The organism is Pseudomonas sp. B21128, assembly GCF_044218865.1.
GTDB classification, from domain to species: domain Bacteria; phylum Pseudomonadota; class Gammaproteobacteria; order Pseudomonadales; family Pseudomonadaceae; genus Aquipseudomonas; species Aquipseudomonas iridis.
On the sequence record NZ_CP162590.1, the window covers coordinates 4,400,835 to 4,417,279 of the forward strand.

The following is a 16,445-nucleotide window of genomic DNA, read 5'->3' on the forward strand; positions in this document are numbered from 1 at the left end:
CGGGGCTTTTCCTCAGTCCGCAAAGGCGTATCGATCATGCGTAAGTCTGCCCTTCTCGCTTTGCTGTGCCTGTGCGGTCTGACTCAGGCGGCACAGATGCCTGTGGCTGCCTTGCCGGGCGGCACACTTGTTTACAAGGACGTGCAGAGCATTCGTGAGCGCAAGTTTGCCGACATCGTCGAACAGAAAACCGATTTCAGCTGCGGCGCTGCCGCACTGGCCACGGTGTTACGCCAGGCTTATTGGCTCGACGTCGATGAGGAGCACATCATCAAAGGCATGCTGGTCAATGCAGACCAGGACCTTGTTCGTACTCAAGGTTTCTCCATGCTCGACATGAAGCGCTACGTGGAAAGCATCGGCATGCGTGCCAGAGGCTACCGGATACCGCCCGAGAAGCTCGAAGCGGTGACGATACCGGTGGTGGTACTGATAGAGATTCGCGGCTACAAGCATTTCGTCGTGTTGCAGCGTGCAGACAAGGAGTGGGTTTATATCGGAGACCCTGTCCTTGGACATAAGCGCTACAAACACGATGACTTTGTCAAAGGTTGGAACGGCATTGTCTTCGCCATCGTTGGCCCCGGGTACGACAAGGCCAACGCCTTGCGCAGTCCACCGGTACCGTTGACGGCCAAGAACCAGCTGGATGGCTTCAACCCTGTCAAAGATGCTGAATTGATGGATTTCGGGTTCATACAGAGCGACTTCTTTTAATCGCCGACTATAGAAATGGGACTGGATGTCCCGGGAGCAGCAAATGAAAACCTCATACTGGCTGGCCGCCGCCTGCCTGGCAGCGAGCGCGTCGGGTTTTGCCAATGCAGGATTCAAACCCATAGAAATCAAGGATCAGGAGCTCGCCGAGCTACGTGGTCGTTATGTCATGCCGGGGCGAATTATCAGCTTCGGCATTGTCATGAGTAGTACCTGGCGCAACGCCAGCGGTGACTTGATCGGGGCCGCGACCTCGATGCAGATTCAGGCCGCGACGGTAAAACCGGAATTCTACGTCTCGACCATCAAGGAACGCGGCAATGGCAGCACCCCGACGCTGGGTACTGGCAGTGTCATCGGTGGCGCGGGACTCAACAGCAGTCAGGGCGTGACACAAAGCGTACGTGCCGCCGGCGACAGCAATACCGCCAACAACAATGTTGCAATCAACGTCAAAGAAGCCAGTCAGGCGCCTGCATTGGCACCTTCCCAAGGCCAGGCGCTGGTCGCCGGACAAACCATCAATGGCAGCAACGCGGCAGGCAGTGTCGCGGTTTCGGCCACTGGCGGCGGCGTTCAAATGGCCATTCAAGCCAGCGGCAATCAGGGGACTGCCCTGCAACAAGTCGCCCAGGGCGGTTTGCTGCAGAACACTCGATTGCTGGGCAGCGCCAACGTGGTCAACAACCTGACTCAACTCAGCGTCGTACTGAACAATAACGGCAGAAGCGCCGGTGCACTGGACTGCAACCTGACTCAACTCGGGGCCCTACGCAATATAGGATATTGAACTACGCTGAGTCTCGATCATTGGGCATAAAGGGACGGCTTATTCATGTATCGATCAGTATCACTGCGCGCAGCGGTGTGTTTGAGCACTCTAATCCCTGCCGCAATGCTGCAAGCGGCTCCTAACGCGGATGTAGAGGCCCTGAAACAGGAACTTCTGGAGCTGAAGCAACGATACGAAGTACAACAAAAAGCCCTCGCGGTACTCGAGCAACGGGTTCGCCAGGTTGAAGAACAACCCTCTGCCCCACCGCCAAAACGGTTGGCGAAATCGCCGTCGGACATGAAAGGCAATCGCGTCGCCACCGGTACCGGTGCCGCCGCAGCATCAGGAGGAGCCGCCGGGGGCAGCGGCGCCTCTTACGGGCAATCGCTGGCTGACGATTCACAACCGGCGCAAAGCGTATCCAACCTCTATGACGAGGCCAGCGGCTTTTTCGGCGGTGGCAAATTCAGCGTTGAAACCGGCCTCACTTATTCGCGCTATGACACCCGCCAGCTGATTCTCAATGGCTTTCTGGCACTGGACTCGATCTTTCTCGGCAACATCAACCTCGACCGGATCAAGGCCGACACCTGGACCCTTGACCTCACGGGCCGCTACAACTTCGACAATCGCTGGCAGTTCGATTTGAACGTGCCCGTCGTGTACCGCGAGTCGACGTATCAGTCGGGCGGCGGCAACGAGGGTGCGGCAGGCGTCACCACCGAGGAAACCGTCACCAAGGATCCAACCATCGGCGACGTCAACTTCGGTATTGCGTACAAGTTCCTCGACGAGTCAGTCAATACGCCGGATGCGGTCGTCACCTTGCGCGTCAAGGCGCCAACCGGCAAGGATCCGTTCGGGATCAAACTGCGCCAGACCGACGCCAACTCCAACCTGTTCGTACCTGACACCCTGCCGACCGGCAACGGCGTCTGGTCGATCACCCCGGGCATCTCGCTGGTCAAGACGTTTGACCCGGCCGTGTTGTTCGGCAGCCTGTCCTATACGCACAACCTTGAGGAGTCGTTCGACGATATCAGCTCCACCGTCAACCAGAAAAACCCGGGCAAGGTGAAGATCGGCGACAGCTTCCAGATCGGCGCCGGTATTGCCTTCGCACTGAACGAGAAGATGAGTATGTCGTTCTCGGTATCCGACCTGGTGCAGCGCAAGAGCAAACTGAAGCAGGATGGCGGGGATTGGGAATCGGTGGTGTCCAGCGACGCCAACGCCGGTTACTTCAACGTCGGCATGACCATTGCAGCCACCGACAACCTGACCATCGTGCCCAACTTGTCCATCGGCATTACCGAGGATGCGCCGGACTTTTCCTTCAGCCTGAAATTCCCGTACTACTTCTAAACTTGCGGACATGAAAAGGCCCGCTGCGAGATGATCGCAGCGGGCTTTTTTTATGCTCCCCGCCCTAGCGGATCTGGTGTTTGTGCAGCAAACGGTAGAACGTCGGCCGGGAAACGCCGAGCACTTTGGCCGCAACGCTGAGATTATCGCTGTGCCGGTTCAAGACGTCGCACAGGGCCTGACGTTCGGCGCGGGTCTTGTAGTCTTCCAGGGTGCCCATGGGCGTGGCAATCGAATGCTGGCTGATGAGGCCCAGATCCCGCGCTTCAATCTGCCGGCCTTCGGCCAAAACCAGGCCGCGACGAACACGGTTGGCCAGTTCACGGACATTGCCGGGCCAGTCATGCTTGCCCATCGCAATCAACGCATCTTCGCTGAAGCTGCGCGGACGGCGGCCGGTTTCGTGGCTGTAGAAATGCGAGAAGTGGTTGGCCAGCATTGACAGATCCCCATGCCGTTCGCGCAACGGCGCGGTGACGACTTGCAACACGTTGAGCCGGTAATACAGGTCTTCACGAAAGCGCTTCTTCTCGATTGCCGCCTCAAGGTCGACGTGGGTCGCCGCCAGCACGCGTACATCCACCGCAATAGGCTGACTGCCACCCACTCGCTCAATGTGCTTCTCCTGCAGAAACCGCAGCAGATTGGCTTGTAATTCCAGCGGCAGATCACCAATTTCATCCAGAAACAACGTGCCGCCGTTGGCCGCTTCAATACGCCCGATCTTGCGTTGATGAGCGCCGGTAAACGCACCTTTTTCGTGGCCGAACAGTTCGGACTGAATCAAATGCTCGGGAATCGCTCCGCAATTGATCGCCACAAAAGGTTTGTTGTGGCGCTGGGATTGGCGATGCAGCGTGCGCGCAACCAATTCCTTGCCAGTACCGCTTTCGCCACGGATCAACACGGGCGATTCGGTGGGCGCCAGTTTGCTGAGCAACTTGCGCAGTTCGCGGATCGGTTTGCTGTCGCCGAGCAGTTCATGCTCGGGCTGATCGACGTGGATCGTGCCCTGCCCGCGCAGCCGCGCCATGCCGAAGGCTCGGCCGAGGGTGACCTGCACCCGTGACACGTCGAACGGCAAGGTATGAAAATCAAAGAACCATTCGCACACGAAGTCGCCAACGTTCTGCAAACGCAGCACTTCCTGATTGAGCACAGCGATCCATTCGGTGCCGCTGCGGCTGATCAGCTCTTTGACGGCTTCGGGTCGTTCCAGATGAAAGGGCTGCAAACGCAAGAGCCCGACATCACAGCTGCGGTCGGCGGCGTTTTCCAGGGTACAACTGTCGACATCCCACCCTACCGCGCGTAAACCCGGTAACAGGCGATGGCAGTCGTCGCACGGATCGACCACCAATAAACGTCGTAACGCAGGCGCTTCGCTCATGACTGTTCCTTGGCGCCAAATTTTAGGAAAAGGTTGAAAAAACAGTCATTTGGCAGACCTGGCTGTAACACTAGCAAGATTTTGACAGCGCCTTGTATCGTTTGCTTATAGGTGTACAACCAAACTTGTTATAAGAACTTCAGTTGTTAGTTAGCTATCGACTTAAGTCTGTTTATGACTCGCCGTTAACAAGCTTTCGCCAAGCTTTCAAAACTGGCTTAAAAGCGGATAGATGAAAGAAAGTCGAAATTTCTTTGCCGGGAGTGTGACCTGCTCCCCGGTTGCGTGCATCAGTACAAGTAACCAGCCGAACGGTCAGCCCAACCGACGGCAAATCACTGATTGGGCACTACAGAGAGAAGACCCCCATGACCGCCCCGCTCCGTATCAACGAAGCACTTTTGATTGCCAACCACGCCTTCAAGCCTTTCCAGTGCGTGGCCTGGGCGCCGCAAGACGGCAATGGCGAACTGAGCCTGACCGTTATCGACCGCACCAACTCCCACATCGGTCGCAAACAGATTCCAAGCAGCGCCTACTCCGATCCAGCACAACTTGAGCAACTGCTGCAGCAGGCGCGTGCTGAACTGAGCGAAGAAGGTTACGCGCTGCAATCCTGGTCGATGCCACACTGATAACCGGGTGACGCGGATGACTTCCTGCTCATCCGCCCACCGCTTGTTAGTTGCTGTTTCTGGTTAATCCTCGATACTTTTGTACAACTTTCGGCAATACGCTCCAGCATAATTGCTTGGCTCGCTTGCAATTGGTTCAAAAAGACACTGTTCTGGCACAGTGCGACCCTCCACCTGTTAGTTCTTACAGTTGTACTTCCCTCAGTTCAGGTTTTGAATGTTCCGCTCATGCAGTTACCAGCCGGTTTTCGGTGTTGGTCAACTCGCAAGGAGATGCGTGCATGTCCACACTGAACGCCTTTGCGCTCCCGGCGTTAATGAATGACGCGGGACAACTTGACCAGACCTTTGCCCACGGCGGCGTTGCTCAGGTGTATTTCGCCGCAAGTTTGTCCAGCCTGACCGAGGATGTCGCGCTCGATGCGCAGGGGCGGATTCTGGTGGCGGCGAAAGTCGGCGTTGCCGAAGGCAGCCGGTTCGGCCTCGCGCGGTTGCTTGCAGATGGTTCTGCGGATTTGTCGTTCGGCAATCAGGGCAGCGTGATTGACACGTTTACCCACGGTTTCGACGCGATGGCCGGTAAAGTGCAAGTGCTCGCCGATGGGCGCATCCTGCTGGCCGGTTTGCACTATGAAAACAGCCATCGCACCTTGCCCGCCTTCGCCTTGTTCGATGCGCAAGGCAATCCGGATCAGACATTCGGCGACAACGGCCGGCAAGTCGTGCGTCTGCCGGGCGACTTGTCCATGGGCACCCGCGATACCTGGCTCCCGCCCGGTGTACCGGGTGCCGAAGCCTGCGACTTCGCGGTACAGGACGACGGGCATATTCTGCTGATCGCCAACCATCATTTCGAACTCGCTGATCACGCCGGCATGCTGATTCGTCTCAAACCCGATGGTTGCCTGGATGAGACGTTCAACGGTCGCGGCTTCGTGATGATCCGCCATTTGCTGCTCAATACCTGGCTCAGCAGTCTGTTGTTGCAGGCCGACGGGCGGATCCTGGTCGGCGGATCGATCGATTTTCCGCAGCAAGGCCTGTTGGCGCGATACCTGCCCGAGGGTTGTCTCGATGAAAGCTTCGCGGTGGATGGCTTCATGGCGTTCACCGCCCAAGGCAAAAGTGCACTGGTCAGTCAGATTCTTGAGTCGACCGAATCGCTGCACTGCTTCGGCAGCAGTCGCGACCCGATCCGCTGCCTGGCGCTCACCGTGCACCCCAATGGTCGCCCGGATTCGCACATCAACAATGGCCAGCCGCAACTGCTCGAAATCGGACCCAGCGGCTGCCAGTGGAGCGCCGCGCAACGCATGGCAGACGGTCGGATGATTGCGGTAGGAGCTACCCTTGGCGGTGTCGAGGCAGACTTCATCGTCGCTCGTTACCGCGCCGATGGCAGCCTCGACCCGAGCTTCGGTCATGGCCACGGCTGGCTACGCACACGCCTTGGTCGCAGCCTCGATACGGCCAACTCACTGGCCGTGCAACCAGACGGCGCCATACTGGCGGGCGGCTATTCGCTGGATGGCAACTACCGGGCGATGGTTGCGCGGTACCTTAATCAATGAATTTCCCCTGACACAACTACGCCCCGGTAGCCGCTGCCGAAGGCTGCTATTTTTTTATTTTAGAAACAAGCTCGAAGGATCGCAGCCTTCAGCAGTTCTACAGGGGCGTGTTTCAGGCAGTTAGAACTTGAACTCGGCTGAAACATCCGGCAACTTGCGCGCTTCTGAATACAAGGAGCAACCGATGTCCGGTTCAATCGCCCAGGCGTTCGCGCACAACTTTCTCGGGCACTCGCCACGCTGGTACAAGGCGACCATCGTCGGTTTCCTGATCCTCAATGCGCTGGTGCTGTTCACCGTTGGGCCCGTCGCGGCGGGCTGGCTGTTGGTGATCGAGTTCATTTTCACCTTGGCCATGGCCCTCAAGTGCTATCCGCTGATGCCCGGTGGTTTGCTGTTGATCGAAGCCCTGCTGCTGAAGATGACCACGCCGCAGGCGCTCTACGATGAGCTGGTGCACAACTTTCCGGTGATCCTGCTGTTGATGTTTATGGTCGCCGGCATCTACTTCATGAAAGACCTGCTGCTCTATCTGTTTTCGCGATTGCTGTTGGGTGTGCGCTCCAAAGCGATACTGTCGCTGATGTTCTGCTTCTTGTCGGCGTTCCTCTCGGCGTTCCTCGATGCCCTGACGGTCACCGCAGTGATCATCAGCGCAGCGGTAGGCTTTTACTCGGTCTACCATCGGGTCGCCTCGGGCAACGATCCGCGCAAGGACAGCGAATTCGGCAACGACCAACACCTGTCGGCCCTGCACCATGCCGACCTGGAACAATTTCGCTCGTTTCTGCGCAGTCTGTTGATGCACGGCGCGGTCGGTACAGCGCTGGGCGGCGTCTGTACGCTGGTGGGCGAGCCGCAGAACCTGCTGATCGGCCATGAAATGGGCTGGCATTTTGCGGAGTTCTTTCTGAAAGTCGCGCCAGTGTCCCTGCCGGTATTGGCCGCGGGCCTGGTGACCTGCGTGTTGCTGGAGAAACTGCGCTGGTTCGGTTACGGCACCCTGCTGCCGGACAACGTGCGCGCTGTACTGGCCAACTATGCGGCCGAAGACAACGCCGAACGTACCGCACGTCAACGTGCTGCGCTGCTGGTGCAAGGCACTGCCGCGCTGATCCTGATTGGCTGCCTGGCCTTTCACGTGGCAGAGGTCGGCCTGATCGGTTTGATGGTGATTGTGCTGATCACCGCCTTTACCGGGATCACCGACGAGCATCGTCTGGGCAGTGCCTTCAAGGACGCCATGCCGTTCACCGCTTTGCTGGTGGTGTTTTTTGCCGTGGTGGCAGTGATTCACGATCAACAGCTGTTTGTGCCGCTGATTACATGGGTACTGGCGCTGCCGGTGGATCAACAACCGGGCATGCTGTTTATCGCCAACGGCCTGTTGTCGGCCATCAGCGACAACGTGTTTGTCGCAACCATCTACATCACCGAAGTGAAGCAGGCATTCCTCGCCGGCCACATGAGCCGCGAGCATTTCGAGACGCTGGCGATTGCGATCAACACCGGCACCAACCTGCCGAGTGTGGCGACGCCGAATGGTCAGGCCGCGTTTCTGTTCCTGCTGACCTCAGCGATTGCGCCGCTGGTGCGGTTGTCTTACGGGCGGATGGTATGGATGGCAGTGCCTTACACCGTGGTGATGGGGCTGCTGGGCTGGTATGCGGTGAGTTACTGGTTGTAAACCCACCAAAGTAAAACGGTGGGAGCGAGCTTGCTCGCGAAGAGGGAGTGTCAGGCAACGAATTCGTTGAATGGCGCACCGCATTCGCGAGCAATCTCGCTCCCACATTGGCTTTTGTTTTTGGCTCAGCGAGGGAGGATGTACGTCTCGATCGCCTGGGCGACACCGTCTTCAGTGTTTGTGCCGGTCACCACATCCGCCTGACGCCGCACCGCCTCTTCCGCCTGCCCCATGGCAATCGACAACCCCGCGCAATGGAACATCGCCGGATCATTGCCGCCATCGCCAATCGCCGCCGTTTGTTCCAGCGCAACACCGAGATGCGCAGCAATCGTTGCCAGCGCGGTGCCCTTGTTCGCCTCCAGCGCCGTGACGTCGAGGTACACCGGTTGTGAACGCGAGACTTGCGCCATGCCGTTGACCTTGGGCAACAGGCGCGCTTCCAGCTCGATCAGAAACTCGGTGTTGTGACTGGTCGCAACGATCTTGTCGATGCGCTCCAGATACGGTTCAAAACTCTCCACCACCACCGGCGGATAACCGAGGCCATGCTGCTCGCGCGGCACCATTGGCCCGTTCGGGTCTTTGAGCAGCCAGTCACCGCCGCTGAACACCCAGACTTCAACATCAGGTTGATCGGCGAACGTCGCCAGTGCAATCAGTGCGGTTGTCGCCGGCAGGTAATGCGCCACCAGCAGACTGCCGTCCGGATTGACGATGGTGCCGCCATTGAACGCCGCCGTCGGCAGGTCGACGCCCAAGGCTTCGATCTGCTGCAGCATGGCTTTTGGCGGGCGGCCAGTGGCGAGGCTGAACAGCACGCCCGCCTCGCGCAACGATCGAACGGCGTCAATGGTGCGCTGGCTCAGACTGTGATCGGGCAGCAACAGCGTGCCGTCCATATCGCTCAACAAAAAACGGACCGGCTCGCTCATCCCAGACCATGCCAGACGCGACCGTCGCGAGTCAGCAGGTCTACGGCAGCCTGCGGGCCGTCTTCACCGGCGGCATAGCTTTGCACACTCGCATCCTGCTGCCAGGCGTCAAGGAACGGCTGCACGGCGCGCCAGCCATTCTCGATGTTGTCGGCGCGCTGGAACAGTGTCTGATCGCCAGTCAGGCAGTCGTAGATGAGTGTTTCGTAGCCGGTTGACGGCTGCATCTCGAAGAAATCCTTGTAAGCGAAACCCAGTTCGATGTTGGCCATGTTCAACGACGGGCCGGGACGTTTGGCCAACAGATCAAACCACATGCCTTCGTTTGGCTGGATCTGGATGCGCAGGTAGGTCGGCTGCAACTCGTCCACTTCGGTGTCGCGAAACTGCGCATAAGGCGCCGGTTTGAAGCAGATAACGATTTCGGTGTCGCGCACGCTCATGCGCTTGCCGGTGCGCAGGTAGAACGGCACGCCGACCCAGCGCCAGTTGTCGATCATCACTTTGAGGGCGACGTAGGTTTCGGTGCTGCTGTCGGGTGCGACGTTGGCCTCTTCGCGATAACCGGCCAGTGGTTTACCGGCCACTTCGCCGGCGCTGTACTGCCCGCGTACCGAGTTGGCCCGCGCCTCTTCCACGCTCCATGGGCGAATGGCGCCGACCACCTTGGCCTTCTCGCCCCGCACCGCGTCGGCGCCGAACGCTGCCGGAGGTTCCATGGCCACCATCGCCAGCAACTGGAACAGGTGATTGGGCACCATGTCGCGCAGCGCGCCGGTGTGTTCGTAAAAACTGCCACGGGTTTCAACGCCAACGGTTTCCGCGGCGGTGATCTGTACGTGGTCGATGTAGTGGTTGTTCCAGAATGCCTCGAACAGGCTGTTGGAAAACCGGCTGACCAGAATGTTCTGCACGGTTTCCTTGCCCAGGTAATGGTCGATCCGGTAGATCTGCTTCTCGGACATCACCTTGAGCAAACAGGCATTCAGTGCTTCGGCAGTGTGCAGATCGGAGCCGAATGGCTTTTCGATCACCACCCTTCTGAACGCTTCGGGTGTTTCCTCGAGCAAACCGGCGCTGCCGAGACGGCGCACCACTTCGCTGAAGAAACGTGGCGCGGTGGCCAGATAGAACACCGCATTGCCGGTGCCGCTGTCGGCGATTTTCGCCGCCAGCGCGGAATAAGTGCTGTCGTCCAGGAAGTCGCCCTGGACGTAGCTGATACCTTGGGCGAGCTTGGCCCACAAGGCCGGATCAAGCATCTGATCGCCCTTGCCGACCTTCGCCGCCACTTCAGTGCGGATGAAGTCTTCAAGTTTTTGCGCGAAGGCTTCATCGGTAATGGCGTTGTGATCAACGCCGACGATCCGCAGACCCTCATCAAGCAAGCCGTCGCGACTCAGGTTGTACAGCGCGGGCATGAGCAAGCGCTTGACCAGGTCACCGTGGGCACCGAACAGGAACAGCGTGGTCGGTGGTGCGGGTTCTGCCTTGGATTTTCTGCGGATCGTATGGGTCATTTTTTCGCAGTCTCTACGTGGCCGCCGAAGCCGAAGCGCTGGGCCGAAAGAATCTTGTCGCCAAAAGTGCCCTGACCGCGTGAGCGGTAGCGCGAGAACAGCGAGTTAGACAGCACCGGTACCGGCACCGCTTGTTCCATGGCGGCTTCGATGGTCCATTGGCCTTCGCCGCTGTCTGCCACCGAGCCGGAGAAACCGTCGAGTTTCGGGTCGCTGGCCAAGGCGTCGGCAGTCAGGTCGAGCAACCAGGACGACACCACGCTGCCACGGCGCCAGACTTCAGCGATGTCAGCCACGTTGAGATCAAAACGCTGATCTTCCGGCAGACGCTCGCTGGATTTGGTCTTGAGGATGTCGAAACCTTCGGCGAAGGCCGCCATCATTCCGTACTCGATGCCGTTGTGAATCATCTTCACAAAATGCCCGGCACCGGCGGGACCGGCGTGGATGTAGCCGTGCTCGGCACGCGGGTCATCGGACTTGCGGTCCCTGGTGCGCGGAATATCGCCCATGCCCGGCGCCAATGCGGCAAACAGCGGGTCGAGACGTTTTACGGTCTCGGCATCGCCGCCGATCATCATGCAGTAACCGCGCTCCAGGCCCCAGACGCCACCGGAGGTGCCGACGTCGATGTAATGCAGGCCCTTCTCGGCCAGGGTTTTGGCGCGGCGAATGTCATCCTTATAGTTGGTGTTGCCACCGTCGATAATGGTGTCGCCAGCTTCCAGCAGGTTGCTCAGCGTTTCGATGGTGTCTTCGGTCGGCGCGCCGGCCGGCAGCATGACCCACACGGCCCGTGGTTTGGCCAGGCCTGCAACCAGTGCCGGCAAATCGGCAACGCCCGTGGAGCCCTCGGCGACCAGGTTATCGATGAAGGCGGTATTGCGGTCGAAAACAACGGTGGTATGACCGTTGAGCATCAGACGCCGCGCAATGTTGCCGCCCATACGGCCCAGTCCAATAATCCCGAGTTGCATGTGCTGATGCTCCTTACTACAAATAATGTGTGTCAAAAGGTATAGCCCAACGCGACTAATGGAGGTTAGTCCAGAGCACCGGGATGAAGTTTCCGGGCATTGTGCCCGATCCAGACTGATAACGCCCTTAAACGTGTCGAAGACACACCGACCATGAAAAATAAAAAAGTTCCATTCAGAGGCAAAAGAAAACAAAATTGGTGCCGATAGTAAGTCAGCACCTTAAAACGGGGGCTACTTACAGTTGAGACACACCATTTGCGAGGTGAGCAATGGGCACAGTACACACAGCAATGCCGCCACAAACCCTGTACGTCACGATTCGTCGCGATGAATTGCGTCAGTTGAAAGACGAGCGCGACCAGTTGAAGCAGGAGTTGGCGCAACTGCGCGCGCTGACCCAGGGCGCTCAGCCCAAGCCACTACCGGTTGTCCAGCGTCACCCGCACGCCTGATCTTCCCCGCTGTTTTCGGGAGCAGCCGACGCTGTTCCCGACACGATGCACTTCTGGCCGCTTAAGCACAGACAAGCGCGCCGATTAACAAAACTTTCACAATCCCTTCGTGATACTGCGCCGCATTCTGGCCGTACCTGCGCGTGCGGCGTCCGTTCGTCGGCTTCATGGATGTGCCGGCGGTAGTTGTAACGAGTGAGCTGGAGCGCCGAATGGCATTGTTCAAACGCAGCAAAACGACTGCGGCAGGTTTCGATTGGGCCGGTGTTCTCTGGCTGTTTGTGTTTTTCTGGTACTTCTCCGGCATTACCCAACTGCTGATTCAGATAACCGGCACCTCCGGTTTCACCGGGTTTCGCCAAGCATTCGTGATGAGCGCGATCTGGCTGGCACCGATGCTGTTGTTCCCAAAACGCACAAAACTGCTCGCCGGCCTGATCGGCGTGGTGCTGTGGGCCTGTTCGATGGCCAGTCTGGGTTACTTCTTCATTTATCAGCAGGAATTCTCCCAGAGCGTCATTTTCATCATGTTCGAGTCGAACGTGTCTGAAGCCGGCGAGTACATGACTCAGTACTTTGCCTGGTGGATGGTGGCGGCGTTCCTGGCGCATACCGCATTCGCCTGGTTCCTGTGGACTCGCTTGCGCCCGGTGTACATGCCCCGTGGCCGCGCAATGGTCGCTGCCGCGGCTATCGTGATCGCTGTTGTCGGTTATCCGCTGATCAAGCAAACGCTGCGCATGGGCACTTTCGCTCAAGGCTTCGAGAAATTCGAAACCCGTATCGAGCCAGCGGTGCCATGGCAAATGGCAGTGGCTTACCACCGTTATCTCGACACCCTGGAAGACATGCAGGGCATGCTGCACAGCGCCAGCAAGATCCCGCCGCTGCAAAACCTCAAGGCTGCCGGCGCCGATCAGCCGTCAACCCTTGTGCTGATAATCGGCGAGTCGACCAACCGTCAGCGCATGAGCCTGTACGGCTACCCGCGCAACACCACGCCGGAACTGGACAAACTCAAGGATCAACTGGCGATTTTCGACAACGTCGTGACCCCTCGCCCTTACACCATCGAGGCGTTGCAGCAGGTACTGACGTTCGCTGACGAAGAAAATCCGGACCTGTACCTGTCCACGCCATCGTTGGTCAGCATGATGAAACAGGCGGGTTACAAGACCTTCTGGATCACCAACCAGCAGACCATGACCAAGCGCAACACCATGCTCACGACCTTCTCCGAACAGGCCGACGAGCAGGTGTACCTGAACAACAACCGCAACCAGAACGCGGCTCAGTACGACGGCGACGTGATCGAGCCGTTCAACAAGGCGCTGGCCGATGCGGCGCCGCGCAAGTTGATCGTCGTACATTTGCTCGGCACCCACATGAGCTACCAATACCGTTATCCGCCGACCTTCGACAAGTTCAAGGATCGCAACGGTGTTCCGCCGGGTGTGCGTGACGATCAGGTCCCGACCTACAACAGCTATGACAACGCCGTGCTGTACAACGACTTTGTCGTGTCGAGCCTGATCAAGGATTACGCCAAATCCGATCCGAATGGCTTCCTGCTGTATCTCTCGGACCACGGCGAAGACGTGTTCGACTCGGTGGGCCACAACACCCTGGGCCGCAACGAAAACAAACCGACCGCGCCGATGTACACCATTCCGTTCATGGCCTGGGCCTCGCCGAAATGGCGCGAAAACCATGACTGGAACCTGGCCGGTGACTTGCAGCGACCGTACAGCAGCTCGCATCTGATCCACACGTGGGCAGACCTGGCCGGTTTGAGCTTCGACGAATTGGACCGCAGCAAAAGCGTGGTCAGCGACAGCTTCAAGGTTCGTCCACTGCTGATCGGCGATCCGTATCAACGTGAACAACGGGCGCTGATCGATTTCAGCCTGATGAAGCCCAAGCCCGTCGTGGGCTCAGAGCCGAAAGTCGTAAAACAGTGACATCGCAAAGGGGCCGACACCGGCCCCTTTTTCATGCCTGCAACATTTTCAAATGAAAGTATTTCGCGTTTGATACTAAATCGCAGTTTCGCGCTTCGTCTTTGAACAAACGGATTTTTTCCCCTCGAAGACAAGGAGTCGGCTGCGATGTTCGCGCCCATTACCCGTTCCATGACCCTTACCCTCGGCCTCTGCGCAGCCGCACTGAGCCCCGATCTGCTGGCTGAATCCGACACCGAAAAAGCACCGGAGCCCACCGCCCCGGCGCTGCAACTGGAATCGACCAACATCTCCGCCCAAGGCCTGGGCAGCAGCACCGAAAACACCCACGCTTACACCACCGGCGCCATGAGCACCGCTACCCGAATGAACCTGTCGATCAAGGAAACGCCACAGTCGGTGTCGGTGGTCACCCGCCAGCAGATGGATGATTTCAAGCTCGGTACATTGTCCGAAGCCATGAGCCAGACCACTGGCGTGGTGGTCCAGCACCTTGACTCGGATCGGGTCAGCTATTCCTCCCGGGGTTATTCGATCAACAATTTCCAGATCGACGGGATGCTCAACACGTTCGACCGGATGAAGTCCGACGCCGACACCATCATCTACGACCGCATAGAAGTGGTGCGCGGTGCCACTGGCCTGACAACGGGTGCGGGCGATCCGTCGGCGACCATCAACATGGTGCGCAAACGGCCGACGACCCGACTTCAGGCCCTGGCCGGAGTCAGCGGTGGCAGCTACGACGACTACTACAGTTACGTCGATGTCGGCGGCCCGCTGGCCTTTGATGGCCGTTTACGCGGGCGTACGGTGCTGGCTTACCGCGACAGCCAGTCGTTTCGCGACAAGTACGCGCTGCAACGGGAAGTCGGCTACGGGGTTCTTGAGGCCGACCTGACCGATTCCACCGTGCTCGCCGTGGGTTATGACTATCAGGACAAACAGGTGCAAGGTTCGGCCTGGGGCACCGTACCCTACTGGAACGCCGACGGCGGCAAGGCCGGGCTGGGTCGCTCGACCAATATGGCGACTTCCTGGAGCTCGTGGCCACTCAAGGATAAGACCGCCTTCTCCACCCTTGATCAGGCACTGGCTGGAGGCTGGCACCTGAAAGCGGCCTACACCCACCGCCAAAGCGATATCGACGGCAAGGTTTATTATGGCGGCGAAGGTTTCCCCGACGCAGACCGCAGTGGCATGGTTGCTTACTCTTCGCACATGGTCGGCACGCAGAAAATGGACGTCTATGACTTCAATCTCTCCGGCCCCTATTCGTTGCTCGGTCGTGAGCACGAAATGATGTTCGGCTATGGCGAAGCCGAACACCGCTCCTACTCCCCGAAGACCGTCAACGGACCGCGTGGCGCCGGTTACGGCAGCATCCGCGACTGGAAATACATGGGCGATATCGCCAGGTTCCCCGACACCGTCACAGGCCTCACCAGCTCCAGGGGCAACACGCGGCAGAAGGCTGGCTACATCGCCACGCGCCTGAGCCTGACCGATCAGTTGCACGCCGTGATCGGGAGCCGTTACGGCAGTTGGGAAGGCGAAAATGCCGACTACTCGTATGACAAAAGCCTGCAATTGACCCGCGTTGAAACAACTCGCCAGCAACAAAGTGACGTCTGGACACCCTACGCCGGCCTGCTCTACGACCTGACGCCGGAATACACCGCTTACGTCAGCTACACCGATATTTTCAAACCGCAGAGCAACCGCGACAGCAGTCGCAAGTACCTCGATCCGGTCGTCGGCAGCAACTACGAAGTGGGCCTCAAAGGCAGCTTGCTGGAAGAGCGACTCAATGTCGCCACGGCGCTGTTCTGGAGCAAGCAGGACAACGTGGCCGAGGTCGACAATTCGGTGCCGCCAGATCCGGTCACCCGTGAAAAGTTCTACAAGTCAGGCGGTAAAGGCAACAAAGTCAGTGGTTTCGAAGCCGAGGTCTCAGGCGAGATTCTCAACGGCTGGAACATGACCGCCGGCTACACCTACACCCATTCGGCCAACGGTGAGCAACAACGCACCAATGAAAACCAACCGCTGAACATGCTGCGGGTTTCCACGGCGTATCGTTTGCCGGGTGAATGGCAAGCGCTGACCGTCGGCGGTGCGGTCAATTGGCAGAGCCGTATTTTCGGCGATTCGAATCGCCCGATCGGCCGGGATGCCGAGGGCGAATTCATCACCGAAAATACCAAGATTCACCAGGGCGCCTACACCGTGGTCAAGCTGATGTCGCGCTATGCCATCGACAAAAACCTCTCGGCCTCGCTGAACGTCGATAACCTTTTCGACAAGAAGTACTACGAAAACGTCGGCTTCTACAACGGCGTGTATTGGGGCGATCCGCGCACAGTCACGGTGAGCCTGGACTGGAAGCTCTGACTTTCTTTTATCCACCCATCACCTGTAGTGCAGGAACAAGCGCCCGCGCTACAGGTAGGGCAC

General features: G+C 58.5%; 13 protein-coding genes. 9 read left to right on the forward strand and 4 right to left on the reverse strand.

Going from position 1 to position 16,445, the window contains the following annotated elements; all coding sequences use genetic code 11:
• Positions 1 to 36: 36 nt before the first annotated feature.
• Genes AB4P91_RS19680 through AB4P91_RS19690 form a run of 3 tightly spaced genes read left to right on the forward strand, consistent with a single transcriptional unit; the run spans position 37 to position 2,857 of the window.
• The gene (locus AB4P91_RS19680) at positions 37 to 717 is read left to right on the forward strand and encodes a C39 family peptidase (RefSeq protein ID WP_150591766.1); all 681 of its coding nucleotides are present in this window, start codon (positions 37 to 39) and stop codon (positions 715 to 717) included.
• 43 nt (positions 718 to 760) lie between these two features.
• The gene (locus tag AB4P91_RS19685) at positions 761 to 1,507 is read left to right on the forward strand and encodes a hypothetical protein (RefSeq protein ID WP_150591765.1); all 747 of its coding nucleotides are present in this window, start codon (positions 761 to 763) and stop codon (positions 1,505 to 1,507) included.
• A 45-nt stretch (positions 1,508 to 1,552) separates the two neighbouring features.
• Entirely contained in the window at positions 1,553 to 2,857 is a 1,305-nt protein-coding gene (locus AB4P91_RS19690; RefSeq protein WP_150591764.1) for a transporter, read from the forward strand.
• Between the two features lie 64 nt (positions 2,858 to 2,921).
• Here the strand turns inward: AB4P91_RS19690 and AB4P91_RS19695 are convergent, their stop codons facing one another.
• On the reverse strand, positions 2,922 to 4,247 hold the full coding sequence (locus AB4P91_RS19695) for a sigma-54 dependent transcriptional regulator (protein ID WP_150591763.1): 1,326 nt from the start codon (positions 4,245 to 4,247) through the stop codon (positions 2,922 to 2,924).
• Between the two features lie 368 nt (positions 4,248 to 4,615).
• On the opposite strand from AB4P91_RS19695, the gene AB4P91_RS19700 reads away from it, so the two are divergent.
• The 3 genes from AB4P91_RS19700 to nhaB all read left to right on the forward strand — a co-directional run bounded on the left by AB4P91_RS19700 (position 4,616) and on the right by nhaB (position 8,140).
• Positions 4,616 to 4,882, forward strand: coding sequence for a hypothetical protein (locus AB4P91_RS19700; RefSeq protein WP_042559048.1), 267 nt, complete (start codon positions 4,616 to 4,618; stop codon positions 4,880 to 4,882).
• A 281-nt stretch (positions 4,883 to 5,163) separates the two neighbouring features.
• Complete coding sequence (locus AB4P91_RS19705) at positions 5,164 to 6,453, forward strand: delta-60 repeat domain-containing protein (protein ID WP_395603463.1); 1,290 nt, start codon at positions 5,164 to 5,166, stop codon at positions 6,451 to 6,453.
• Positions 6,454 to 6,637: 184 nt separating this feature from the next.
• Complete coding sequence (gene nhaB / locus AB4P91_RS19710; RefSeq protein WP_150591761.1) at positions 6,638 to 8,140, forward strand: sodium/proton antiporter NhaB; 1,503 nt, start codon at positions 6,638 to 6,640, stop codon at positions 8,138 to 8,140.
• A gap of 125 nt (positions 8,141 to 8,265) precedes the next feature.
• Here the strand turns inward: nhaB and AB4P91_RS19715 are convergent, their stop codons facing one another.
• Genes AB4P91_RS19715 through gnd form a run of 3 tightly spaced genes read right to left on the reverse strand, consistent with a single transcriptional unit; the run spans position 8,266 to position 11,572 of the window.
• Positions 8,266 to 9,075, reverse strand: a complete 810-nt coding sequence (locus AB4P91_RS19715; RefSeq protein ID WP_395603464.1) for an HAD family hydrolase — start codon at positions 9,073 to 9,075, stop codon at positions 8,266 to 8,268.
• On the reverse strand, positions 9,072 to 10,595 hold the full coding sequence (gene zwf / locus AB4P91_RS19720; protein WP_395603465.1) for a glucose-6-phosphate dehydrogenase: 1,524 nt from the start codon (positions 10,593 to 10,595) through the stop codon (positions 9,072 to 9,074). Before zwf ends, AB4P91_RS19715 begins: the two co-directional genes overlap by 4 nt.
• Positions 10,592 to 11,572 (reverse strand): phosphogluconate dehydrogenase (NAD(+)-dependent, decarboxylating), encoded by a 981-nt coding sequence (gnd, locus tag AB4P91_RS19725; protein WP_150591758.1) that lies wholly within the window; start codon positions 11,570 to 11,572, stop codon positions 10,592 to 10,594. Before gnd ends, zwf begins: the two co-directional genes overlap by 4 nt.
• Positions 11,573 to 11,844: 272 nt before the next feature.
• Between gnd and AB4P91_RS19730 the strand changes: the two genes are divergently transcribed.
• From AB4P91_RS19730 to AB4P91_RS19740, 3 genes are all read left to right on the forward strand, one after another.
• A complete protein-coding gene (locus AB4P91_RS19730) occupies positions 11,845 to 12,027 on the forward strand; it encodes a DUF6026 family protein (RefSeq protein WP_064391122.1) in 183 nt (60 codons plus the stop codon).
• A 212-nt stretch (positions 12,028 to 12,239) separates the two neighbouring features.
• The gene (locus AB4P91_RS19735; protein ID WP_395603466.1) at positions 12,240 to 13,988 is read left to right on the forward strand and encodes a phosphoethanolamine transferase CptA; all 1,749 of its coding nucleotides are present in this window, start codon (positions 12,240 to 12,242) and stop codon (positions 13,986 to 13,988) included.
• Between the two features lie 147 nt (positions 13,989 to 14,135).
• Entirely contained in the window at positions 14,136 to 16,382 is a 2,247-nt protein-coding gene (locus AB4P91_RS19740) for a TonB-dependent siderophore receptor (protein WP_395603467.1), read from the forward strand.
• Positions 16,383 to 16,445 lie beyond the last annotated feature (63 nt).

What these genes read in the sequence shown, in the direction of transcription:
- gnd (WP_150591758.1), bottom strand. Translation starts at nt 11,572, where the DNA reads ATGCAACTCGGGATTATTGGACTGGGCCGTATGGGCGGCAACATTGCG.
- AB4P91_RS19730 (WP_064391122.1), top strand. Translation starts at nt 11,845, where the DNA reads ATGGGCACAGTACACACAGCAATGCCGCCACAAACCCTGTACGTCACG.
- AB4P91_RS19740 (WP_395603467.1), top strand. Translation starts at nt 14,136, where the DNA reads ATGTTCGCGCCCATTACCCGTTCCATGACCCTTACCCTCGGCCTCTGC.
- AB4P91_RS19700 (WP_042559048.1), top strand. Translation starts at nt 4,616, where the DNA reads ATGACCGCCCCGCTCCGTATCAACGAAGCACTTTTGATTGCCAACCAC.
- AB4P91_RS19690 (WP_150591764.1), top strand. Translation starts at nt 1,553, where the DNA reads ATGTATCGATCAGTATCACTGCGCGCAGCGGTGTGTTTGAGCACTCTA.
- AB4P91_RS19715 (WP_395603464.1), bottom strand. Translation starts at nt 9,075, where the DNA reads ATGAGCGAGCCGGTCCGTTTTTTGTTGAGCGATATGGACGGCACGCTG.
- AB4P91_RS19735 (WP_395603466.1), top strand. Translation starts at nt 12,240, where the DNA reads ATGGCATTGTTCAAACGCAGCAAAACGACTGCGGCAGGTTTCGATTGG.
- AB4P91_RS19705 (WP_395603463.1), top strand. Translation starts at nt 5,164, where the DNA reads ATGTCCACACTGAACGCCTTTGCGCTCCCGGCGTTAATGAATGACGCG.
- AB4P91_RS19695 (WP_150591763.1), bottom strand. Translation starts at nt 4,247, where the DNA reads ATGAGCGAAGCGCCTGCGTTACGACGTTTATTGGTGGTCGATCCGTGC.
- nhaB (WP_150591761.1), top strand. Translation starts at nt 6,638, where the DNA reads ATGTCCGGTTCAATCGCCCAGGCGTTCGCGCACAACTTTCTCGGGCAC.
- zwf (WP_395603465.1), bottom strand. Translation starts at nt 10,595, where the DNA reads ATGACCCATACGATCCGCAGAAAATCCAAGGCAGAACCCGCACCACCG.
- AB4P91_RS19685 (WP_150591765.1), top strand. Translation starts at nt 761, where the DNA reads ATGAAAACCTCATACTGGCTGGCCGCCGCCTGCCTGGCAGCGAGCGCG.
- AB4P91_RS19680 (WP_150591766.1), top strand. Translation starts at nt 37, where the DNA reads ATGCGTAAGTCTGCCCTTCTCGCTTTGCTGTGCCTGTGCGGTCTGACT.